General features: G+C 50.8%; 20 protein-coding genes. 9 read left to right on the forward strand and 11 right to left on the reverse strand.

What is annotated here, in order from left to right:
- Positions 1-9 precede the first annotated feature (9 nt).
- A complete protein-coding gene (locus A7098_RS22835; protein WP_105281475.1) occupies positions 10-1,701 on the reverse strand; it encodes an alpha,alpha-trehalase in 1,692 nt (563 codons plus the stop codon).
- Positions 1,702-2,030: 329 nt separating this feature from the next.
- Between A7098_RS22835 and A7098_RS22840 the strand changes: the two genes are divergently transcribed.
- Positions 2,031-3,386 (forward strand): glycoside-pentoside-hexuronide (GPH):cation symporter, encoded by a 1,356-nt coding sequence (locus A7098_RS22840; RefSeq protein WP_105281476.1) that lies wholly within the window; start codon positions 2,031-2,033, stop codon positions 3,384-3,386.
- Between the two features lie 52 nt (positions 3,387-3,438).
- Here the strand turns inward: A7098_RS22840 and dhaM are convergent, their stop codons facing one another.
- The 3 genes from dhaM to dhaK are packed head-to-tail and all read right to left on the reverse strand — an operon-like array spanning position 3,439 to position 6,581.
- The gene (gene dhaM / locus A7098_RS22845) at positions 3,439-4,857 is read right to left on the reverse strand and encodes a dihydroxyacetone kinase phosphoryl donor subunit DhaM (RefSeq protein ID WP_024212517.1); all 1,419 of its coding nucleotides are present in this window, start codon (positions 4,855-4,857) and stop codon (positions 3,439-3,441) included.
- A 10-nt stretch (positions 4,858-4,867) separates the two neighbouring features.
- Positions 4,868-5,500: a dihydroxyacetone kinase subunit DhaL gene (gene dhaL, locus A7098_RS22850; protein WP_105281477.1), complete on the reverse strand. Its 633-nt coding sequence runs from the start codon at positions 5,498-5,500 to the stop codon at positions 4,868-4,870.
- A 10-nt stretch (positions 5,501-5,510) separates the two neighbouring features.
- Positions 5,511-6,581, reverse strand: a complete 1,071-nt coding sequence (gene dhaK / locus A7098_RS22855; RefSeq protein ID WP_105281478.1) for a dihydroxyacetone kinase subunit DhaK — start codon at positions 6,579-6,581, stop codon at positions 5,511-5,513.
- Positions 6,582-6,807: 226 nt separating this feature from the next.
- Here dhaK and dhaR point away from each other — a divergent pair, with 226 nt between their 5' ends.
- Positions 6,808-8,727 carry a dihydroxyacetone kinase operon transcriptional regulator DhaR gene (gene dhaR / locus A7098_RS22860; protein WP_085460793.1) on the forward strand — a complete coding sequence of 640 codons (1,920 nt, stop codon included), beginning with the start codon at positions 6,808-6,810 and terminating at the stop codon, positions 8,725-8,727.
- A 91-nt stretch (positions 8,728-8,818) separates the two neighbouring features.
- Here dhaR and ychF read toward each other — a convergent pair whose 3' ends face one another.
- Both ychF and pth read right to left on the reverse strand, forming a co-directional pair.
- Positions 8,819-9,910 (reverse strand): redox-regulated ATPase YchF, encoded by a 1,092-nt coding sequence (ychF, locus tag A7098_RS22865; protein WP_000505860.1) that lies wholly within the window; start codon positions 9,908-9,910, stop codon positions 8,819-8,821.
- 116 nt (positions 9,911-10,026) lie between these two features.
- Positions 10,027-10,611, reverse strand: a complete 585-nt coding sequence (pth, locus tag A7098_RS22870) for an aminoacyl-tRNA hydrolase (protein ID WP_000152933.1) — start codon at positions 10,609-10,611, stop codon at positions 10,027-10,029.
- Between the two features lie 276 nt (positions 10,612-10,887).
- Between pth and ychH the strand changes: the two genes are divergently transcribed.
- Positions 10,888-11,166: a stress-induced protein YchH gene (gene ychH / locus A7098_RS22875; RefSeq protein ID WP_000823884.1), complete on the forward strand. Its 279-nt coding sequence runs from the start codon at positions 10,888-10,890 to the stop codon at positions 11,164-11,166.
- A gap of 59 nt (positions 11,167-11,225) precedes the next feature.
- Here the strand turns inward: ychH and dauA are convergent, their stop codons facing one another.
- The 4 genes from dauA to lolB all read right to left on the reverse strand — a co-directional run bounded on the left by dauA (position 11,226) and on the right by lolB (position 15,602).
- Complete coding sequence (gene dauA / locus A7098_RS22880; protein ID WP_071995177.1) at positions 11,226-12,905, reverse strand: C4-dicarboxylic acid transporter DauA; 1,680 nt, start codon at positions 12,903-12,905, stop codon at positions 11,226-11,228.
- 124 nt (positions 12,906-13,029) lie between these two features.
- On the reverse strand, positions 13,030-13,977 hold the full coding sequence (gene prs / locus A7098_RS22890; protein WP_001298109.1) for a ribose-phosphate diphosphokinase: 948 nt from the start codon (positions 13,975-13,977) through the stop codon (positions 13,030-13,032).
- Positions 13,978-14,127: 150 nt separating this feature from the next.
- The gene (ispE, locus tag A7098_RS22900) at positions 14,128-14,979 is read right to left on the reverse strand and encodes a 4-(cytidine 5'-diphospho)-2-C-methyl-D-erythritol kinase (protein WP_001260320.1); all 852 of its coding nucleotides are present in this window, start codon (positions 14,977-14,979) and stop codon (positions 14,128-14,130) included.
- A complete protein-coding gene (gene lolB / locus A7098_RS22905) occupies positions 14,979-15,602 on the reverse strand; it encodes a lipoprotein insertase outer membrane protein LolB (RefSeq protein WP_001130680.1) in 624 nt (207 codons plus the stop codon). Before lolB ends, ispE begins: the two co-directional genes overlap by 1 nt.
- 213 nt (positions 15,603-15,815) lie before the next feature.
- On the opposite strand from lolB, the gene hemA reads away from it, so the two are divergent.
- Genes hemA through kdsA form a run of 6 tightly spaced genes read left to right on the forward strand, consistent with a single transcriptional unit; the run spans position 15,816 to position 21,120 of the window.
- On the forward strand, positions 15,816-17,072 hold the full coding sequence (gene hemA / locus A7098_RS22910) for a glutamyl-tRNA reductase (RefSeq protein ID WP_010346781.1): 1,257 nt from the start codon (positions 15,816-15,818) through the stop codon (positions 17,070-17,072).
- A 40-nt stretch (positions 17,073-17,112) separates the two neighbouring features.
- Positions 17,113-18,195, forward strand: coding sequence for a peptide chain release factor 1 (gene prfA, locus A7098_RS22915; protein WP_000804726.1), 1,083 nt, complete (start codon positions 17,113-17,115; stop codon positions 18,193-18,195).
- Positions 18,195-19,028: a peptide chain release factor N(5)-glutamine methyltransferase gene (gene prmC / locus A7098_RS22920; RefSeq protein WP_105281479.1), complete on the forward strand. Its 834-nt coding sequence runs from the start codon at positions 18,195-18,197 to the stop codon at positions 19,026-19,028. The genes prfA and prmC overlap by 1 nt, the downstream gene beginning before the upstream one ends.
- Positions 19,025-19,417, forward strand: coding sequence for an invasion regulator SirB2 (sirB2, locus tag A7098_RS22925; protein ID WP_000200410.1), 393 nt, complete (start codon positions 19,025-19,027; stop codon positions 19,415-19,417). The genes prmC and sirB2 overlap by 4 nt, the downstream gene beginning before the upstream one ends.
- 3 nt (positions 19,418-19,420) lie before the next feature.
- The gene (gene sirB1, locus A7098_RS22930; RefSeq protein WP_032225535.1) at positions 19,421-20,230 is read left to right on the forward strand and encodes an invasion regulator SirB1; all 810 of its coding nucleotides are present in this window, start codon (positions 19,421-19,423) and stop codon (positions 20,228-20,230) included.
- 35 nt (positions 20,231-20,265) lie between these two features.
- Positions 20,266-21,120, forward strand: a complete 855-nt coding sequence (kdsA, locus tag A7098_RS22935) for a 3-deoxy-8-phosphooctulonate synthase (RefSeq protein ID WP_000811058.1) — start codon at positions 20,266-20,268, stop codon at positions 21,118-21,120.
- 148 nt (positions 21,121-21,268) lie between these two features.
- Here kdsA and A7098_RS22940 read toward each other — a convergent pair whose 3' ends face one another.
- Complete coding sequence (locus tag A7098_RS22940; RefSeq protein ID WP_000170963.1) at positions 21,269-21,376, reverse strand: type I toxin-antitoxin system toxin Ldr family protein; 108 nt, start codon at positions 21,374-21,376, stop codon at positions 21,269-21,271.
- Positions 21,377-21,568 lie beyond the last annotated feature (192 nt).

Genomic DNA, 21,568 nt, shown 5'->3' on the forward strand with positions numbered 1-21,568 from the left:
AAGAAAAGATTAAGGTGTGGGTTCTGTGACTTTTGTTGGCTGCGTTGCGGAAGCACTGGTCGGGCGCGTTGCCGGAACGTTGTCACACGGTTTTTCTTTCGGGCAGATCAAATCCAACATTTTCAGCGTTACGCCGTTGGTCCAACCAAAACCATCCTGCAACGGATATTCGCCACCACCGCCACCTGTTCCGGTGGTGCTGACATCATATTTCTCCACCAGCTTTTTCTCCCGGTCATAGGTGTGCTGAACATTGGTCAGAAAGTGCCAGCTAATGTCCATCGCTACATCTTCCTGCCCGTAGTTTTGCAATCCTTCAGTAGCGACCCATTGTAACGGCGCCCAGCCATTTGGCGCGTCCCATTGCTGCCCACTTTTCACCGAGGTGGTGTTCAGTCCGCCAGGTTGCAGCAGATGCGTTCTGGTCGCCGTTGCCATTTTACTGGCGCGATCTTTCGCTGCTGCATTAACGTACAACGGGAACAGGGCAGCGGCAGTTAACTGATTACGTACTTTATTACTCTTCAGATCGTAATCGGCATACCAGCCGTGTTGATCGTTCCACAAGTATTTTTCGATCCCTTTCTGACGGGAATTTGCCAGCGTTTCGTATTGACTGGCCATCGCGTTATCCCCGGCGGCTTTACTGGCGCTGGCAAGGATTTTTTCCATTTTATACATCAGGCTATTGAGATCGACCGGTACGATGCTGGTGGTGCGTAATGTATTTAACTGCTGAGGATTGTCCATCCAGCGCGAGCTGAAATCCCAGCCAGATGCGGCGGCGGAACGCAGGTCACGGTAAATTTCAGTGGCAGGGCGATTTGGATTGCTTTTCGCGGTGGCAATATCCTCTACCCATGACTCCGGACGCGGTGTATCGCGGTCGTCCCAGTAGCGGTTAAGAATCGTGCCATCCTTGAGCTTTACAACGCGCTTTTCCTGTTGCCCGGCTTGCAGATTTTCAACGCCGTCCATCCAGTAAGCATATTCTTTTTGTAGTTGTGGCAGATACTGTTTCAACGCGGCGTCGCCTTCATGTTGCGCCAGTAACTCCACCATCAACGCAAAGAAAGGCGGCTGCGAACGGCTTAAATAGTAGCTGCGGTTCCCGTTGGGAATGTGTCCATAAGTATCTATTTCATAACCAAAATTCGCCACCATATCCGCCACTTTATCCCAGTGACCGCTTTCGCCAAGCCCCAGCATGGTGAAGTAACTGTCCCAGTAATACACTTCCCGAAAACGACCTCCCGGCACGACATAGGGTTTCGGCAATGGCAACAGAGAGTCCCATTTTTCGGTGCTTTCCGTTGTGCGGGTTAATACCGGCCAAAGTCCATCAATATGTTCACGCAGCGACTGTCCCTTCGGCGGGACATGCTTCTCGCCTTCTTTTGGCAGGGTGAAATTAACTTTCACGAAGTGACGCAAATCAAACCCGCTCTGGTTCTGTTGCATCCGATAGTCAGCGAGGATCATTAGCGGGTCGCTGTTGGGCACGGCGTCGGCAAAAGTTTTTTGATCAGGAAAAAGTTTGGCGTTTTGAACATCGTCAAACAACGGTCCCAACAAAATATCAGGTGATGGTGGTGTGACGGCGATTTCTTCCGCCTGTGCCGATAGCGTGGCAAAACACAATAAAACGGTGGTGGGAATTAACGCCATTCTTTGCAGGTGACGAGGGACACGTGGTTTCATCAATCATTCTCCTTTGGCGATACCGAACAAAACGGTAATCAAGTATCAGAAAACCTTAGTTCAGGATCGCGGCAACTGCATGATTGAAATCTCATTCTGCGAAGTGTCAGGCATTATGGACGGTGTAATTAACGGCCTAAATAGTGTTGCAATATATTCATAAAATATATGTTGTTTATTAAATGGGCAGTGACTTTTGTTGTGTGATCACAGAAGAAAAAATCATAAGAATTTAATGAAAAAACATAATAGACCGACCAAAAACTTCCGTGAAGAATTGTGCCAGTGAAAGGTATTCCGTGAAGTAAATTTATAGATAAGGATAAAACATGTCTAATGTGGAAAAATTGCCAATAAAAGAAAAAATAGGCTATAGCCTGGGCGATGCCGCCAGCCATATCGTCTTTGATTCTTCTGTTGCCATCCTCGCTTATTTCTATACCGATATTTATGGTCTGCCGCCAGCCGTAATGGGAACCATGTTTTTACTGGTGCGTCTACTGGATGCAATTACCGATCCGATTATGGGGGCAATCGCCGATGCAACCTCATCTCGTTGGGGGCGTTTCCGTCCGTGGCTGTTGGCCATCTGTGTACCATTTGCGGTCAGTTGCGTGCTGGTTTACTCCATTCCTGATTTCTCTGATAGCGGTAAGGTTGTCTACGCGGTTGCTGCATATATATTTATGACATTAATGTATACGGCCATTAATATTCCTTACTGCTCATTGGGCGCGGCGTTGACATCCGATCCACGTGAAAACCTGTCATTGCAATCCTGGCGTTTTGCCATCACACCTATTGGCGGTGCGTTAGGTACAGCATTTATCCTGCCGGTCGCTGACTTCCTCTCGCCAGGCGATCGGGCTACTGGTATCCAGATTGCGATGGCGGTGTTTGGCGTTATTGGCTGCATTATGTTTTTAATCTGTTTCCTGACCACCAAAGAGCGGGTACAACCTATTCAGGAAGAAAATCTGAATATTGCGCGCGATTTGAAGATTCTTTTTAAGAATGATCAGTGGCGCATCCTCTCTGTTTATAATTTTATGATGCTGGTGGCGGTGGTTATCCGTGGCGGTGCTGTTGTTTATTATGTTAATACCGTTTTAAATAAAGGTTCAGATATTCTTACCTGGTTTATGCTCGGCGGAATGTTTGCTTCTATGTTAGGTTCTGTACTGGCGAAACCATTTGGTACTCGCTTTTGTAAAATTAAACTTTCATTCTGGGTTAATATTATTAATGCGGCGTTGGGCGTGCTCTGTTATTTCCTACCGGTGGAATACTGGGTTATTCCATTACTGGCTCATCTGGCAATTCAGATTATTCAGGGCGGAAATGGCGCACTCCAGTGGTCGATGATTACCGATGCGAATAACTATGGTGAATGGAAAACGCGTCGTCGTATTACGGGGATGAACGTTGCTGCGAATATTTTTGTCATCAAACTGGGCGTTGCAGTAGGTGGGGCGGTGATTGGTTGGGTACTGGCTTATTATGGCTATGCAACCAGTAGCACAACTCAATCCGCTAATTCAGTACAGGGCGTAGTGTTACTGTTTACCCTCCTGCCGGCATTCTTCTACTTCCTGACTGCAATTTCTATTAAGTTTTATCTGTTGAATGAAGCGAAAATGAACAAAATAGTACAGGATTTACAACATGGTCAGTACGCTGGCTAATAGCGTAAGGCTTTCCCGGATGGCATCGTAACGACGCCATCCGGACACTGGTTTAGCCATCATGGCTAAAACGTTGTGTTTTAACGTCCAGAGTTAACGTCTCTTCAGGTTGTACCGCGTACAGTTTTTCACCCTGTAAGCAAACCCAGCCAATACCCAGTTCACGGGCAATTAAGGCGCTATGGGATACCGGACTTCCGGCACTAAGGCAGATGCCTTTAACGACCGTCGGATCCAGTTGCAGCACGGTGGAGGGGTAAATGTTCTCTGCCAGCAAAATGGTTGGTGCGCTAAATTGCGGTAGTTCTTCTTTTGTCTGTGTCAGATGGAGCAGGGTGCGATGCAGAAGATCATCCACATCGATATAGCGCGCCTGCAGATATTCATCATCAATCTGTTGATATTGCTGGCTAAGTTCTTTAAGAACCTGCTGCCAGGCATACTCTGCGGTGCAATGTTCATGCAGAAGAAGTTCGCTTGCTGCTGCCAGCAGTTCAGGATCGTCTAACAGAGTATGGTGACCGGAAAAGATCGCGGCGATATCGTTAAGCCCGCTTGCTTCTGCCTTTGCCGTTAACGTCATCAGGTCTAACAACGTAAAATCAATTGCCTGGCGTAATCGTTCCTGTTCTTGTTCCACCGTAAGGACTGATTTCGCCTGTACGGCGCATAAAACGGGTTGATAATAAAAGGCTTTCCCCGTAACAGGATTAACCTGGTGCAGCGTTGGCGGCGTAATATCTTCTGTTTCACCAAAGTTATCTTCAGCCAACTGGCGGAAAGCGGCCAGCGCCTCTTCAGCTTCTGGCCCTTTCACAATCAGGCGCAGAGTATCGTTATAGCGGACTTGTAATAGCGCAATCTGGTTAATACTTTCCGGCGTGACGCATTTGCCGTTTTTCTCCAGTAACATGTCTGCATTAAATACCGATAAGGTATAGACCAGTCGAGAGGCCGGGCGCACGTGGAGGCCGTTACGGTTTTTAATCACCACAGCCAGGGAACGGGCTTCTTCATCGTGCGGCGGGCATGTGTCAGATATCTCACTGGCGGATGACGGTAAACCCAGTTGTTCGCGTTTGGCTTCCAGCGCAGACATAGCATCATAAATAACTTTGTCGATATCGGCACCTGATGCCGCGCTAACTGTTGCCGCCAGAGTTCCTTCGACCAATGGCGCTGCGCACAAACGTACTTTTGCGGCGATCTCTGGCGCCAGCAATTCCAGAGCGGTTTCTGCACTCAATAACGCGCTCCCCATGTCCATCATAACCAGCACATGGTCGGCATCAGCAACGGATTCGATGGCTTCCATCACTTTGACGGCATCAGTACCAATGGGATTTTGCGGGTCATCAATCCCAGCGGCAATGGCGATTTTACAACTATCGCTCATTAACATCTGACGGGCTAATTCACCGACACCTTCACCCAGCCGGGCGCTATGTGAAACTATGACCAGGTTCACCATCACCAATTCCTTACTCTTTCGCGGCTAACGCCAGCATTTGCATCATAAACATCACGGAGGTCGCGCCAGGATCCTGGTGACCAATACTGCGTTCGCCGAGATAACTGGCACGGCCTTTGCGAGCTTGCATCGTAATCGTGCTTTGTGCAGCGGATTCAGCGACACTGCTGGCTGCGTCGAGCGCAGCCGGAACAGAGAGATTTTGCTCGCTGGACTGGCGTAACGACTCAACCACTGGTTCCCAGACATCGCACATGGTTTTATCGCCAGGTTCGGCTTTCCCCCGACTGATTACGCCGTCCACACCATCGCGAAACATCTGATAAAGCTCTTCCTGCGTCAGGCTCTGGCGCGCCTGAGTCGCCTGCGCGGCGCGAATAAAGAATGTACCGAATAGCGGACCACTGGCTCCACCGACGCTGGAAAGCAGTGTCATACCGGTATTTTTGAGGATGAAACCAATATCCTTGTCCTCAATGGCGGGTAGTTTTTCCACCACTTTGCAAAATCCTCGATTCATATTTAGCCCGTGGTCAGCGTCGCCAATTTCACGATCCAGCCCGGTAAGATAATCGCTCTCTTTGCTGAAGATTTCTCCACAGCGAGTAAGCCAGTTAACAATTTGAGTTCTGCTCAGTGACATCGTTATCTCCTTATTTACCCCAGTTCAGCGCCGGGGTGTGGACTGGGGCATCCCATAACGCCAACATTTCGTCATCAACTTTCAGTAAGGTGATGGAAAAACCGGTCATATCCAGTGAAGTGCAATACGCACCAATTAAATTGCGTTCGATAGTCAGCCCCGCTTGCTGACAACGCGTAGTCAGACGGTTATAGACGCCGTAAAGCTCAGAAAGTGGTGTGGCGCCAAGATTGTTGACCAGCGCAATCACCCGATCGCCAGACTGTAGCTGCTGTTTGGTTTGAATCTCTTCCTGCCAGTTTCCTTGTTGATAATTCCAGAAGCGCAGTGTGCGATGGTATGTGCCATTTTCCAGCAGCGTGTCGAACATTTCATCGACGGTTTGATCAAGGGAAGAGAAGGGGCGACGATCGATACCCGGCTCGCCATGAATGCCGACGCCAAACTCCATCTCATTATCTTCCAGCGTAAATGAGGGTTTGCCAGCGGCTGGAACGGTACAGGCACCGAGAGCGATACCAATTGAGTGACCCTGATTATTCAGCTTACGCCCCAGTTCCGCACAGGCATCCAGTGAGTCGCCACGTTCTGCCGCCGCACCCACAAGTTTTTCTATTAACACCGTATTGGCAACACCGCGCCGCCCGGCGGTATAAAGACTGTCTTTCACCGCGACGTCGTCATCAATGACCACTGTGGTCACTTTTACGCCGCTGTCGTGGAGTAATTCGGTTGCTGTTTCGAAGTTAAGAATATCGCCGGTGTAATTTTTGATGATCAGCAGTACGCCTTCGCCGCCATCAATCTGCATGGCGCATTCAAAGATTTTATCGGGGGTAGGTGAAGTGAAAATTTCGCCCGGACACGCCCCCGAAAGCATCCCCTGACCGATATAACCGCAGTGCATTGGTTCGTGTCCGCTGCCGCCGCCTGACAGCAGGGCGACTTTTCCGGCAACCGGTGCATCAGCTCGTGTGACGTACAGCGGATCCTGATGCAATGTCAGCGAAGGATGCGCTTTCGCCAGCCCTGCCAGTTGTTCGTTCAGTACGTCTTGCACATCATTGATCAATTTTTTCATTATCTTGCTCCAGCAATTATCGTAGGGCATGGATGATGTTCAACGACACGGCGACCACTGACTGCCGATGAATCCATTGTGCATCAGACTTGGGAAAAGAAAATTCATACAAATTATGTTTCATGCTGAAACATATGTTTTAATAAAAGTTCCATAATGGAACATAAGAATGCCCTGATACTTAAAATTGCGAGTCAGAACACCTTTTGCCAGAAGTGAGCGGAATATGAGAGGCGGTTTTCACAACGATGACCAGGCTAACGCCCCCTGGATTGCAGCATCCTGGGAGCGATGCCGCAAACTGATGAAACGGGAGTCGTGGAGCGTACCGCACCAGGCCCAGGGCGTGACATTTGCTACCATCTGTCGGCGTAAAAAGGCGATGCTGACACTCGGGCAGGCGGCGCTGGAAGATGCCCTGGAATATATGGCGCCACGAGCGTGCGTTTTGCTTATTCTCGATGAAACTGCCTGCATCCTTAGCCGTTATGGTGATCCGCAGACTATGGAGCAGCTTAGTGCGTTGGGATTTAATGACGGCACTTATTGCGCCGAAGGAATCATCGGTACTTGTGCGCTATCGTTAGCGGCTATCTCTGGTCAGGCGGTGAAAACGATAGCCGATCAACATTTTAAACAGGCGCTCTGGAAATGGGCATTTTGTGCAACGCCGCTGTTTGACAGCAAGGGGCGATTGACCGGGACGATAGCCCTGGCGTGTCCAGCGGAACAATCGACAGCAGCCGATTTGCCGTTGACGCTGGCAATTGCTCGCGAGGTGGGAAACTTACTGCTAACGGACAGTTTGCTGGCTGAAACTAATCGGCATTTAAATCAACGTAACGCTCTGTTAGAAAGTATGGACGATGGCGTGATTAGCTGGGACGAGCAGGGTAATCTGCAATTTATTAATGCTCAGGCGGCGCGTGTTTTGCGTCTGGACGCAACGGCCAGCCAGGGAAGAGCAATCACGGAACTGTTAACGTTACCTGCCGTGCTGCAACAGGCAATAAAACAGGCACATCCGCTCAAACATGTGGAAGCGACCTTTGAAAGTCAGCACCAGTTTATTGATGCGGTCATTACCCTTAAACCGATAATTGAACCCCAGGGAACCAGCTTTATTCTGCTGCTGCATCCGGTGGAGCAGATGCGGCAATTGATGACCAGTCAATTAGGCAAAGTTAGTCATACTTTTGCTCATATGCCACAGGATGATCCGCAAACCCGTCGCTTGATTCATTTTGGTCGTCAGGCGGCGCGCAGCAGTTTTCCGGTGTTACTTTGTGGAGAAGAAGGCGTTGGTAAGGCTCTGTTAAGTCAGGCGATTCATAATGAAAGCGAACGCGCTGCAGGTCCCTATATCGCCGTCAATTGCGAGCTATATGGTGATGCGACGCTGGTGGAGGAGTTTATTGGCGGCGATCGCACGGAGAATAAAAATGGTCGTCTGAGTCGTCTGGAACTGGCACACGGCGGCACGCTGTTTCTCGAAAAGATTGAGTATCTGGCGGTGGAGTTACAGTCAGCATTGCTTCAGGTCATCAAGCAGGGCGTTATCACGCGGTTGGATGCGCGGCGTTTAATCCCGATTGATGTCAAAGTGATTGCCACGACGACCGCAGATCTGGCAATGCTGGTGGAACAAAATCGCTTTAGTCGCCAGCTTTATTACGCGCTCCATGCATTTGAAATTACCATCCCGCCTCTGCGTATGCGGCGCGGCAGTATTCCGGCGCTGGTGAATAACAAATTGCGTAATCTCGAAAAACGCTTCTCAACTCGCCTGAAGATTGATGACGATGCGCTTGCTCGTTTGGTCTCCTGCGCATGGCCCGGTAATGATTTTGAACTGTATAGCGTCATTGAGAACCTTGCCCTGAGCAGCGACAACGGACGCATTCACGTCAGTGATTTGCCTGAGCATCTGTTTACCGAACAGGCGACAGAAGATATCAGCGCCACGCGTCTTTCCACCAGTCTGTCATTTGCGGAAGTCGAAAAAGAAGCGATTATTAACGCCGCCCAGGTGACAGGTGGGCGTATTCTGGAAATGTCGGCGTTACTTGGAATTGGTCGCACCACGCTTTGGCGAAAAATGAAACAATATGGCATTGATGCGGGTCAGTTTAAGCGTCGGGGATGATCGACAAAAACAAAAAAGCCATTATGTGCATCCACACATAATGGCTGATTTTTTGCGCCAGTACGGAGACTTCAGTACTGGTAGTAACGTATTAAACGTTAAACAGGAAGTTCATCACATCGCCATCTTTAACGATGTAATCTTTACCTTCTGCACGCATTTTGCCTGCTTCTTTCGCGCCTTGTTCACCTTTGTAAGTGATGAAATCTTCAAACGCGATGGTTTGTGCACGGATAAAGCCTTTTTCAAAATCGGTGTGGATTTTGCCAGCCGCCTGCGGCGCAGTTGCACCAACCGGAATGGTCCATGCGCGCACTTCTTTCACCCCTGCGGTGAAGTAAGTTTGCAGGTTCAGCAGTTTATAACCGGCACGGATCACACGGTTCAGACCCGGCTCTTCCAGTCCCAGTTCCTGCATAAACTCGTCACGTTCTTCGTCGTCCAGTTCGGCAATGTCTGCTTCAACAGCAGCACAAACCGGAACGACAACAGAACCTTCTTTCGCCGCGATTTCACGCACCTGGTCCAGATACGGGTTGTTTTCAAAACCGTCTTCGTTGACGTTGGCGATGTACATTGTCGGTTTCAGCGTCAGGAAGCTCAGGTAACGAATAGCAGCTTTTTCTTCTGCGCTTAAATCCAGCGCGCGCAGCATACCTGCGTTTTCAAGTTGTGGCAGGCATTTTTCCAGTACCGCCAGCTCGGCTTTCGCGTCTTTATCGCCACCTTTGGCTTTTTTCTGTACCCGGTGAATTGCACGTTCACAGGTGTCGAGATCCGCCAGAGCAAGCTCGGTATTGATAACGTCAATATCGTCTGCCGGGTTAACTTTGCCGGAAACGTGAATGATGTTGTCATTTTCAAAGCAGCGAACAACGTGACCGATCGCTTCGGTTTCACGGATGTTGGTCAGGAACTGGTTACCCAGACCTTCGCCTTTCGACGCGCCTTTTACCAGGCCAGCGATATCGACAAACTCCATGGTCGTGGGAAGCGTACGCTGCGGTTTTACGATTTCAGCCAGTTGATCCAGACGCGGATCGGGCATTGGCACAACGCCTGTGTTCGGCTCGATGGTGCAGAATGGAAAGTTGGCCGCTTCAATACCGGCTTTGGTCAGCGCGTTGAACAGGGTAGATTTCCCGACGTTGGGCAAACCGACGATACCGCATTTGAATCCCATGATTTAAATCACCTTAATATCTTAATAATCAACCTGTTATCGTAAACAGATTGTAGAAATGGAAATAACTCTGCCTATTATACACGGCACGCGGCAAAAATGCCGCAGACAACGACTTATTGCGCTTTAAAGGCGTGCAATCGGTTCGTTGCTTTGGTCAAGCCATCTGTAAACCACATTTCAGTACAACGTGCCGCTTCGTCGATGGCTTCATCAATTAACTTCTGTTCACTAACAGGAGGTTTGCCTAACACAAACCCGACAACTTTGTTTTTATCGCCCGGATGACCGATTCCAATGCGTAAACGGTGAAAGTTAGGGTTATTACCCAATTTACTGATGATGTCTTTCAGTCCATTGTGACCACCATGACCGCCGCCCAACTTAAATTTGGCGACGCCAGGGGGCAGATCCAGCTCGTCGTGGGCGACCAGAATTTCGTCCGGATTAATGCGGAAAAAACTGGCCATCGCCGCGACGGCTTTGCCGCTGAGATTCATAAATGTGGTCGGGACTAACAGGCGGACATCTTCGCCTCCAAGGGTAACTCGCGAGGTATAACCAAAGAATTTAGCTTCTTCGCGCAAGGGAGCGCGCAAACGCTCCGCCAGTAAGTCAACGAACCAGGCGCCAGCATTGTGTCGCGTTGCGGCGTATTCAGCGCCGGGGTTCGCCAGGCCGACAATCAATTTAATCGTCACGTTTTTTGTCCTGAGTGAGTGCATAACTGGCGCGTAGTTTACTGGTTGTGGCCTCGCTTGACAAAAAACAGCACCTTATACGCAGACAACATAATAATTGCCTCTGCGAACTATTAGAAAGTCAGGATGTTCAGGCGTTTATTTGTAAAGTTTTGTTGAAATAAGGGTTGTAATTGTGATCACGCCCGCACATAACCTACAGGGTGTTGTCTATACTTTACACATAAGGAAGAGGGGTATTCCCTGTTACAACCCAGAAAGTTCCGGAGGTGACACATGAAACGCAAAAACGCTTCGTTACTCGGTAACGTGCTCATGGGGCTGGGTCTGGTGGTCATGGTGGTCGGCGTGGGGTATTCAATCCTCAACCAGTTACCACAGTTTAATATGCCCCAGTATTTCGCACATGGTGCAGTGCTGAGTATTTTCGTCGGTGCCATTCTCTGGCTGGCGGGTGCCCGTGTTGGCGGGCATGAACAGGTGTGCGACCGTTACTGGTGGGTTCGTCATTATGACAAACGTTGCCGCCGTAACGATAATCGTCGTCATAGCTAACGCATAATGCAGTTTGCTGACCAGTCAGTTTGTGCTGACTGGTCAATTTAATGCCTTTCTTACAGATCAGCCATTGCTGCGCTGCGATTCGGGAAGAATGCCAGGCGTCCAGGGATCGGTTGAATACCAGAACGAGCCATGGTGCGCAGTGGCTGGAACTCCACATTACACACCCGCAGTTCACATCCTTCAGGCAGGCGCTTCACAAAACGCTGGAACGCATCAAGGCCACCGGCATCAAGAACCGGAACTGCATCCCACTTCAGAATAACAATTCGTTTGCCTTCCAGACGTGATTCAAGATCGGTGAATAAGCCTTCAGCCGCAGCGAAAAACAGCGGACCAATAACGCGCAGAACCAGTACATCCTCAGGAACATCTACCGCCACGGGTGCCAGACGAGTCATACGGGCGATACGGCGCATAAACAGCAGCGATGCCAGTACGATACCCACACTGATGGCAATAACCATATCAAACAGCACGGTCAGCGACATGCAAAGCAGCATGACGATGATGTCATCTTTCGGCGCATGGCGCAGCAAGTCGACCACTTTGTGTGCTTCACTCATGTTCCACGCCACCATCAATAGCAGGGCAGCCATGGCGGAAAGCGGCAGCCAGGAGAGCAGCGGTGCCAGTACCAACAGAGCGAGAATAACCAGAATAGAGTGGATCACCGCCGAAATAGGGGAAGTTGCACCGGCACGGACGTTAGCGGCAGAACGCGCGATGGCAGCTGTAGCGGTAATACCACCAAAGAACGGAGCGATGATATTCCCCAGCCCCTGACCGACCAGTTCGCTGTTCGCCTTGTGTTTCGTCCCGGTCATGCCATCCAGTACCACCGCGCAGAGCAGAGATTCGATTGCGCCGAGCATTGCCATTGAGAATGCCGCAGGCAGCAGTGTGCGAATAGAATCCCAGGTTAGTGTGAATTCTGAATCGGGGAGATCCCACGGCAGTACCAGTTGCGGCAGCAGTTGCGGAATACCATTACCCTGGGAACCATCGGCCAGAACGTAGTGGAATTGCGAGCCGATGGTAGCAACGTGTCCACCGAGCAGGTTAACAATGCCCATCACCGCACAACCAGCCAGCAAGGCCGGAAGATGACCAGGTAAACGAATGCCCAGACGCGGCCAGAAAACCAGAATGCCAAGCGTCACAATGCCAATGGCAGCATCACCCACATTAATGGTGGGCAGCGCCATAAATAATGCGCCGACTTTTTGCAGATAATGTTCCGGGACATGTGCCATTTGCAGACCGAGAAAATCTTTAATCTGCATCGTACCGATGGTGATCCCGATACCCGAAGTGAAGCCTAAGGTAACGGAAACCGGGATATACTCAATCAGGCGCCCGAAGCGCGCCAGCCCCATCAGGATCAAAAAGATCCCGGACAGCAACGTCGCAACCAGCAGGCCTGCCAGTCCAAACTGTTGCGAAACGGGATAGAGAATTACCACAAATGCCGCAGTTGGACCGGAAACGCTAAAACGCGACCCCCCCGTCAGAGCAATGACAATCCCTGCAACAGCAGCGGTATATAAACCGTACTGTGGAGCCACGCCACTACCAATTGCCAACGCCATCGCCAGCGGAATAGCAATAATCCCGACGGTAATCCCGGCAATCAGGTCACGGGTAAACCGTGCGGCAGTGTATTTTTCTTTCCAGCAAGCGTCGATCAGAGCGCGGAAAGGCATCACATGTGAGGAGAATATTTTGTTCACAATAATGTTTCATCCGTGAGCGCATCATCTGTCAACTAAATGGCAGGTGAAGGAGGCATAGGTCATACAAATGGATATTACAGACAAAAAAACCCGCCGCAGCGGGTCTTTGAGCCGGGTTCGATTAATGTTCGAACATAGCAGAGATCGATTCTTCGTTGCTGATACGACGAATCGCTTCGGCCAGCATACCTGACAGAGTCAGAGTACGCACGTTCGGCAGTGATTTGATTTCATCGCTCAGCGGAATGGTATCGCAGACAACGACTTCATCAATTACAGAGTTACGCAGGTTGTTCGCCGCGTTGCCAGAGAAGATCGGGTGAGTCGCGTACGCAAATACACGTTTAGCACCACGTTCTTTCAGAGCTTCAGCAGCTTTACACAGCGTACCGCCAGTGTCGATCATATCATCGACCAGTACGCAGTCACGACCTGCAACGTCACCGATGATATGCATCACCTGGGAAACGTTCGCACGCGGACGACGTTTATCGATGATTGCCATATCGGTATCGTTCAGCAGCTTAGCGATAGCGCGGGCACGCACAACGCCGCCGATGTCCGGAGAAACCACAATCGGGTTATCCAGATTCAGCTGCAGCATGTCTTCCAGCAGGATCGGGCTACCAAATACGTTATCAACCGGAACGTCGAAGAAACCCTGAATCTGTTCAGCGTGCAGATCCACTGTCAGCACACGGTCAACACCGACGCTGGAGAGGAAGTCTGCAACCACTTTCGCAGTGATTGGCACACGAGCGGAACGGACGCGACGGTCCTGGCGCGCATAGCCAAAGTAGGGGATAACAGCGGTGATACGACCTGCGGAAGCACGACGCAGGGCATCAACCATCACGACTAATTCCATCAGGTTGTCGTTAGTAGGGGCACAAGTGGACTGGATGATGAAAATATCACCACCGCGTACATTTTCATTGATTTGTACACTGACTTCGCCGTCGCTAAAGCGACCTACAGCGGCGTCGCCGAGTGAAGTGTACAGGCGGTTGGCAATACGTTGTGCTAGTTCCGGGGTGGCGTTACCAGCAAAAAGCTTCATATCAGGCACGAGAAGAACCTCAGGCATGCGTCCATTGGTGGAAAGAATCTGCCGAAAACTGTGCGGGCCAGGCAATATTCTTTCCAGGCGGTGTATTAAAGAGCGCGATGCAACGTCTGGAACAAGGTGACGTTGTCACCGAAACTCAGCTTGCCCGGCTTAAAGCATGGCTCTGTGCAATGGGGAAAGATTAACACCTTTCGCCACAAAGCCATTGAGCCATTCCGGGGCTTGCTCTAGCACCTGGCGGGCTTCAGACTCTGTATCAAATTCAGCAAAGACACAGGCTCCTGTCCCAGTCAGGCGCGACGGGGCGTATTCTAACAGCCAGGAAAGCACCGCATCAACCTCGCGAAAACGTTTTCTTGCGATAACCTCGCAATCATTACCGAATTCACATTTTAGCAACGTATCAATTGACCTTTTCGGCGTGTTGCGTGGGAGTTCAGGATCTTTAAAAATCACCGGTGTCGGAATACTTACACCAGGGTGTGCCACCAGATACCATTTCTCCGGTGGATTCACTGGCGTTAATATTTCGCCAACCCCTTCAGCAAACGCGGCATGACCGCGTACAAAGACAGGAACATCTGCGCCCAACGTCAGACCCAGTTCCGCCAATTCATCAATACTTAGCCCGCATTGCCAGAGATGATTTAACGCCACCAGCACAGTCGCGGCATTCGATGAACCACCGCCCAGGCCGCCGCCCATAGGCAAACGCTTGTCAATGCTGATATTTGCACCGCTCCCCGCCGGAAGACGCCCGCTGTCTGCCGCTGTTTTCATCAACAACCGTGCTGCGCGAACGATCAGGTTATCTTCGTGCTCCACGCCTTCAACGGGCGTTAACAGACGAATATCCCCATCGTCACGAAGTTCAATGCTGATGGTGTCGCCGTAATCAAGAAACTGAAACAGCGTTTGCAGCGTGTGGTAACCGTCCGCTCGCTGACCGGTAATGTATAAGAACAGATTAAGTTTTGCCGGAGAGGGCCACTGTGTCCGCATTATTTCACTATCCAGTTATCCATTTTTAACTTGATGCGCTGACCACCGTCGGTGAGTTCCATATTGGCTGGCATCGCAGGTTGCGTTTTGGTGTCATAACCACCGTATACGACTTTCCAGTTTTTGCCGTTCTGGCTGTAGGTGATTTCGCTCAGGCGGTACTGGTCGTCCAGTTTGTAGTCGGTTGCATCACCAGGCAAACCTAAAATCCACTGGCGCAAACTGTTGAGCGGAATCGGCATTCCTGTCAATTTGCCAATCATCTCTTCGGCGTCATCGGCGGTGTAACGCTGACCTTTGTTATCTACCAGCTGCACGTTACCCGGCTGAGCATTCAGCTCCAGTTCGGTGCTTCCCAATGGGTTGGTCAGCAGCAGACGGTAGCGATCCTGGCCAGTTTGCTGCCAGAAGAAGCGGGCATACACTTTCTGCTGGTCAGAAATATACGCAAATGCACCGCGTGTCTGATACTGGTTGAGGTTACGAACCTCTTGCTGATGCTGACGCCACTGCGGGGAGTCCGGGCTTTTGCCGGGGCCTTTTGGTGTGGTAACGGAACAGGCAGTGAGCACGAGGGCAGCCAGCGGTAGCAGGCGGATAAAGCGAAAATCGGGCAGGGGCATGATAATGACAAGTCCTTGAGATACGTTGCAGTTATAACCCTTAATGCTAGCGTTACCGTCCGCTATCGTCTATGTTCAAGTTGTCTTAATTGCCAGAATCTAACGGCTTTTGGCAATTACTCCAAAAGGGGGCGCTCTCTTTTATTGATCTCACGCATCCTGTATGATGCGAGCAGACTAACCATATCAACGTTGGTATTATTTCCCGCAGACATGACCCTTTTAGCACTCGGTATTAACCATAAAACGGCACCTGTATCGCTACGAGAACGTGTATCGTTTTCGCCGGACAAGCTCGATCAGGCGCTTGACAGCCTGCTCGCGCAGCCGATGGTGCAGGGCGGCGTGGTGCTGTCGACGTGTAACCGCACAGAACTTTATCTTAGCGTTGAAGAGCAGGATAACCTGCAAGAGGCGCTCATTCGCTGGTTGTGCGATTACCACAATCTCAACGAAGAAGATCTGCGTAATAGCCTCTACTGGCATCAGGATAACGACGCGGTTAGCCATTTAATGCGTGTTGCCAGTGGCCTGGATTCACTGGTTCTGGGGGAGCCGCAGATCCTCGGTCAGGTTAAAAAAGCGTTTGCCGATTCGCAAAAAGGCCATATGAAGGCCAGCGAACTGGAACGCATGTTCCAGAAATCTTTCTCTGTAGCGAAGCGCGTTCGCACTGAAACGGATATTGGCGCCAGTGCTGTGTCTGTCGCTTTTGCGGCTTGTACGCTGGCGCGGCAGATCTTTGAATCGCTTTCTACGGTGACGGTATTGCTGGTTGGTGCGGGCGAAACCATCGAACTGGTGGCGCGTCATCTGCGCGAACACAAAGTGCAGAAGATGATTATCGCCAATCGTACTCGCGAACGAGCCCAAATCCTGGCAGATGAAGTCGGCGCAGAAGTGATTGCATTGAGCGATATCGACGAACGTCTGCGCGAAGCCGATATCATCATTAGTTCCACTGCAAGCCCGTTACCGATTATCGGTAAAGGTATGGTGGAGCGCGCATTAAAAAGCCGTCGCAACCAACCGATGCTGTTGGTGGATATTGCCGTTCCGCGCGATGTCGAACCGGAAGTCGGAAAACTGGCGAATGCCTACCTTTATAGCGTTGACGATCTGCAAAGCATCATTTCGCATAACCTGGCGCAGCGTAAAGCCGCCGCAGTTGAAGCGGAAACTATCGTCGCTCAGGAAACCAGCGAATTTATGGCGTGGCTGCGCGCACAAAGCGCCAGCGAAACTATTCGCGATTATCGCAGTCAGGCAGAGCAGGTTCGCGATGAGTTAACCGCCAAAGCGTTAGCAGCCCTTGAACAGGGCGGCGACGCGCAAGCCATTATGCAGGATCTGGCATGGAAACTGACTAACCGCCTGATCCATGCGCCAACGAAATCACTTCAACAGGCTGCCCGTGACGGGGATAACGAACGCCTGAATATTCTGCGCGACAGCCTCGGGCTGGAGTAGCAGTACATCATTTTCTTTTTTACAGGGTGCATTTACGCCTATGAAGCCTTCTATCGTTGCCAAACTGGAAGCCCTGCATGAACGCCATGAAGAAGTTCAGGCGCTGCTGGGTGATGCGCAAACCATCGCTGACCAGGAACGTTTTCGCGCATTATCTCGTGAATATGCGCAGTTAAGTGATGTTTCGCGCTGTTTCACCGACTGGCAACAGGTTCAGGAAGATATCGAAACCGCACAGATGATGCTCGACGATCCTGAAATGCGTGAGATGGCGCAGGATGAACTGCGTGAAGCTAAAGAAAAAAGCGAACAACTGGAACAACAACTTCAGGTTCTCTTGCTGCCAAAAGATCCTGATGACGAACGCAACGCCTTTCTCGAAGTGCGTGCCGGAACTGGTGGTGATGAAGCCGCATTATTTGCAGGCGATCTGTTCCGTATGTACAGCCGTTACGCAGAAGCCCGTCGCTGGCGCGTGGAAATCATGAGCGCCAGCGAGGGCGAGCATGGTGGCTATAAAGAGATCATCGCCAAAATCAGTGGCGATGGTGTGTATGGTCGCCTGAAATTCGAATCTGGCGGTCATCGCGTGCAGCGTGTTCCTGCTACGGAATCGCAGGGTCGTATTCATACTTCTGCTTGTACCGTTGCGGTAATGCCAGAGCTGCCTGACGCAGAACTGCCGGACATCAACCCGGCAGATTTGCGCATTGATACTTTCCGCTCTTCAGGGGCAGGGGGGCAGCACGTTAACACCACCGATTCGGCAATCCGTATTACTCACTTACCAACCGGTATTGTTGTTGAATGTCAGGACGAACGTTCACAACATAAAAACAAAGCTAAAGCACTTTCTGTACTTGGTGCTCGCATCCACGCAGCAGAAATGGCAAAACGCCAGCAGGCGGAGGCGTCTACCCGTCGTAACCTGCTGGGCAGTGGCGATCGCAGCGATCGTAATCGTACCTACAACTTCCCGCAGGGGCGCGTCACTGACCACCGTATCAACCTGACGCTCTACCGTCTGGATGAAGTGATGGAAGGTAAGCTGGATATGCTAATTGAACCGATTATCCAGGAACATCAGGCTGACCAACTGGCGGCGTTGTCCGAGCAAGAATAATGGAATATCAACACTGGTTACGTGACGCAATAACCCAACTTCAGGCGAGCGAAAGCCCACGGCGCGATGCTGAAATCCTGCTGGAGCATGTTACCGGCAAGGGGCGTACTTTTATTCTCGCCTTTGGCGAAACGCAGCTGACTGACGCGCAGTGTGAGCAACTCGACGTACTGCTGGCGCGTCGTCGTGCAGGTGAACCTATTGCTCATTTAACCGGTGTGCGTGAATTTTGGTCGTTGCCGTTATTTGTTTCGCCAGCGACCTTAATTCCCCGTCCTGACACGGAATGTCTGGTGGAGCAGGCACTGGCTCGGTTACCTGAACAGTCTTGCCGTATTCTCGATCTCGGTACGGGCACCGGGGCAATTGCGCTGGCGCTGGCCAGCGAGCGTCCAGATTGCGAGGTAACCGCCGTTGACCGAATGCCGGATGCCGTTGCCCTTGCGAAGCGTAATGCGCAGCATCTGGCGATTAAAAATATCCACATTCTGCAAAGCGACTGGTTTAGCGCGCTAGCCGGGCAGCAGTTTGCGATGATTGTCAGCAATCCGCCGTATATTGACGAGCAGGACCCACATCTTCAACAAGGCGATGTCCGCTTTGAGCCGCTCACTGCGCTGGTTGCGGCAGACAGTGGAATGGCAGACATCGTGCATATCGTCGAACAGTCGCGTAACGCGCTGGTATCCGGCGGCTTTCTGCTTCTGGAACATGGCTGGCAGCAGGGCGAAGCGGTGCGACAGGCATTTATCCTCGCGGGATATCATGACGTCGAAACCTGCCGGGACTACGGTGATAACGAGCGCGTGACGCTTGGTCGCTATTATCGATGACAAGTTTTACTACGCTGCTTAGCGTTCATCTCATTAGCGTTGCGCTTTCTGTTGGGCTATTAACCTTACGTTTCTGGCTACGTTATCAGGAGCATCCTCAGGCATTTGCTCGCTGGACGCGCATTGCGCCGCCGGTTATTGACACGGTGTTATTGTTAAGCGGTGTGGCGCTAATGGCTAAAGCGCACATCCTGCCATTTTCCGGGCAGGCACAATGGCTGACTGAAAAGCTGTTTGGAGTTATCATTTATATCGTTTTGGGTTTTATTGCTCTCGATTATCGTCGGGTGCACAGTCAGCAGGTGCGCATTATTGCCTTCCCGCTGGCGCTGGTGGTGCTGTACATCATCATTAAACTCGCCACCACAAAAGTACCGTTACTGGGGTAAGTCATGAGATCGTTAGCTGATTTCGAATTTAATAAAGCGCCGCTGTGCGAAGGCATGATCCTGGCTTGCGAAGCAATCCGCCGCGATTTTCCCTCGCAAGATGTTTACGACGAACTGGAGCGTCTCGTTAGTCTGGCGAAGGAAGAAATTAGCCAGCTTCTGCCTTTAGAAGAGCAGCTGGAAAAATTGATCGCGCTGTTTTACGGCGAATGGGGATTTAAAGCCTCACGCGGTGTTTATCGTCTTTCCGATGCATTATGGTTGGATCAGGTGTTAAAAAATCGGCAGGGCAGTGCGGTATCATTAGGCGCCGTTTTGGTGTGGGTCGCTAATCGTCTCGATTTGCCGCTGATGCCGGTGATTTTCCCGACGCAGCTTATATTGCGCATTGAATGTCCGGATGGCGAAATTTGGTTGATTAACCCTTTTAACGGTGAATCGTTAAGCGAACATATGCTGGATGTATGGTTAAAGGGAAATATCAGCCCGTCGGCGGAACTGTTTTATGAAGACCTGGATGAAGCCGATAACATTGAGGTTATCCGCAAACTATTGGATACGCTGAAAGCGTCGCTGATGGAAGAAAATCAGATGGAACTGGCATTACGCACCAGCGAGGCCTTATTACAGTTCAACCCGGAAGATCCGTATGAAATTCGCGATCGTGGGTTGATTTACGCGCAACTGGATTGCGAACACGTTGCGTTAAATGATTTAAGTTATTTCGTTGAACAGTGTCCGGAAGACCCGATCAGCGAAATGATTCGTGCGCAAATTAATAACATCGCGCATAAACATATTGTGCTGCATTAATTAATCGACATTTTACTTAAGATTAAGGCGATCCTATGAAACAAAAAGTGGTTAGCATTGGCGACATCAACGTAGCAAATGACCTGCCGTTCGTGCTGTTTGGCGGTATGAACGTGCTGGAATCTCGCGATCTGGCGATGCGCATTTGCGAACACTACGTAACCGTGACCCAGAAACTGGGTATCCCTTACGTGTTCAAAGCCTCTTTTGACAAAGCCAACCGCTCCTCTATCCACTCTTATCGTGGACCGGGCCTGGAAGAAGGGATGAAAATCTTCCAGGAATTGAAGCAAACTTTTGGCGTGAAAATTATCACCGATGTTCACGAACCAAGCCAGGCACAGCCAGTTGCTGATGTTGTGGATGTGATCCAGTTACCGGCATTTCTCGCTCGTCAGACTGACCTGGTGGAAGCCATGGCGAAAACCGGTGCGGTAATTAACGTCAAAAAACCGCAGTTTGTCAGCCCGGGTCAGATGGGTAACATCGTTGATAAATTCAAAGAAGGCGGCAACGATAAAGTGATTCTTTGCGATCGCGGCGCTAACTTTGGCTATGACAACCTGGTTGTCGATATGCTGGGTTTCAGCATTATGAAGAAAGTGTCTGGTAACTCGCCGGTGATTTTCGACGTGACCCACGCACTGCAATGCCGCGATCCGTTTGGCGCAGCTTCCGGCGGTCGTCGTGCTCAGGTGGCTGAGCTGGCACGAGCCGGTATGGCGGTAGGTCTGGCGGGGCTGTTTATTGAAGCTCATCCGGATCCGGAACATGCGAAATGTGATGGCCCATCCGCGCTGCCGCTGGCTAAACTGGAACCGTTCCTCAAGCAGATGAAAGCGATTGATGATCTGGTGAAAGGTTTCGAAGAACTGGATACCAGCAAGTAATCTTTTTTGCTTGAAAAATAAAGTCTTAGCGTTCTGCGTTAAGACTTTTTTCATGGGGGCCAGATACAAAAAAGGCCGCAGGCTGTTACCCCTGCGGCCGGTTTCGGGCGCATATTGCCATCACGGCAGCCTGACGCCCGTTTTCGCCTTACTTCCGGTTACGCCACCAGCCGACAATCGCTGCGGTAATAATTCCCGCCAGGATCGGTGCTGCCAGGTCGTGCCAGAAAGTCATGGCAAACTGCGCGAGCGTCATATAGCCGCCTTGTTGTAATGACAACATTTTGCGGCTATCCTTGAATTGTTCTGGTTCAAGATTAGCCCCCGTTCTGTTGTCAGGTTGTACCTCTCAACGTGCGGGGGTTTTCTCTTTCCAGCAACCAATGCCACCAGGGATAAAGCCCCCGCAACATTGCGCCTCACCGGATAACGCCGGCTTGGAGTGGAT

It is taken from the genome of Escherichia sp. MOD1-EC7011 (genome assembly GCF_002965005.1).
Lineage (GTDB): Bacteria > Pseudomonadota > Gammaproteobacteria > Enterobacterales > Enterobacteriaceae > Escherichia > Escherichia ruysiae.

Excerpts from the sequence above, each read along its gene's own strand:
- A7098_RS22835 (WP_105281475.1), bottom strand. The coding sequence starts at position 1,701 with ATGAAACCACGTGTCCCTCGTCACCTGCAAAGAATGGCGTTAATTCCC.
- A7098_RS22840 (WP_105281476.1), top strand. The coding sequence starts at position 2,031 with ATGTCTAATGTGGAAAAATTGCCAATAAAAGAAAAAATAGGCTATAGC.
- dhaM (WP_024212517.1), bottom strand. The coding sequence starts at position 4,857 with ATGGTGAACCTGGTCATAGTTTCACATAGCGCCCGGCTGGGTGAAGGT.
- dhaL (WP_105281477.1), bottom strand. The coding sequence starts at position 5,500 with ATGTCACTGAGCAGAACTCAAATTGTTAACTGGCTTACTCGCTGTGGA.
- dhaK (WP_105281478.1), bottom strand. The coding sequence starts at position 6,581 with ATGAAAAAATTGATCAATGATGTGCAAGACGTACTGAACGAACAACTG.
- dhaR (WP_085460793.1), top strand. The coding sequence starts at position 6,808 with ATGAGAGGCGGTTTTCACAACGATGACCAGGCTAACGCCCCCTGGATT.
- ychF (WP_000505860.1), bottom strand. The coding sequence starts at position 9,910 with ATGGGATTCAAATGCGGTATCGTCGGTTTGCCCAACGTCGGGAAATCT.
- ychH (WP_000823884.1), top strand. The coding sequence starts at position 10,888 with ATGAAACGCAAAAACGCTTCGTTACTCGGTAACGTGCTCATGGGGCTG.
- ispE (WP_001260320.1), bottom strand. The coding sequence starts at position 14,979 with ATGCGGACACAGTGGCCCTCTCCGGCAAAACTTAATCTGTTCTTATAC.
- lolB (WP_001130680.1), bottom strand. The coding sequence starts at position 15,602 with ATGCCCCTGCCCGATTTTCGCTTTATCCGCCTGCTACCGCTGGCTGCC.
- hemA (WP_010346781.1), top strand. The coding sequence starts at position 15,816 with ATGACCCTTTTAGCACTCGGTATTAACCATAAAACGGCACCTGTATCG.
- prfA (WP_000804726.1), top strand. The coding sequence starts at position 17,113 with ATGAAGCCTTCTATCGTTGCCAAACTGGAAGCCCTGCATGAACGCCAT.
- prmC (WP_105281479.1), top strand. The coding sequence starts at position 18,195 with ATGGAATATCAACACTGGTTACGTGACGCAATAACCCAACTTCAGGCG.
- sirB2 (WP_000200410.1), top strand. The coding sequence starts at position 19,025 with ATGACAAGTTTTACTACGCTGCTTAGCGTTCATCTCATTAGCGTTGCG.
- sirB1 (WP_032225535.1), top strand. The coding sequence starts at position 19,421 with ATGAGATCGTTAGCTGATTTCGAATTTAATAAAGCGCCGCTGTGCGAA.
- kdsA (WP_000811058.1), top strand. The coding sequence starts at position 20,266 with ATGAAACAAAAAGTGGTTAGCATTGGCGACATCAACGTAGCAAATGAC.
- A7098_RS22940 (WP_000170963.1), bottom strand. The coding sequence starts at position 21,376 with ATGACGCTCGCGCAGTTTGCCATGACTTTCTGGCACGACCTGGCAGCA.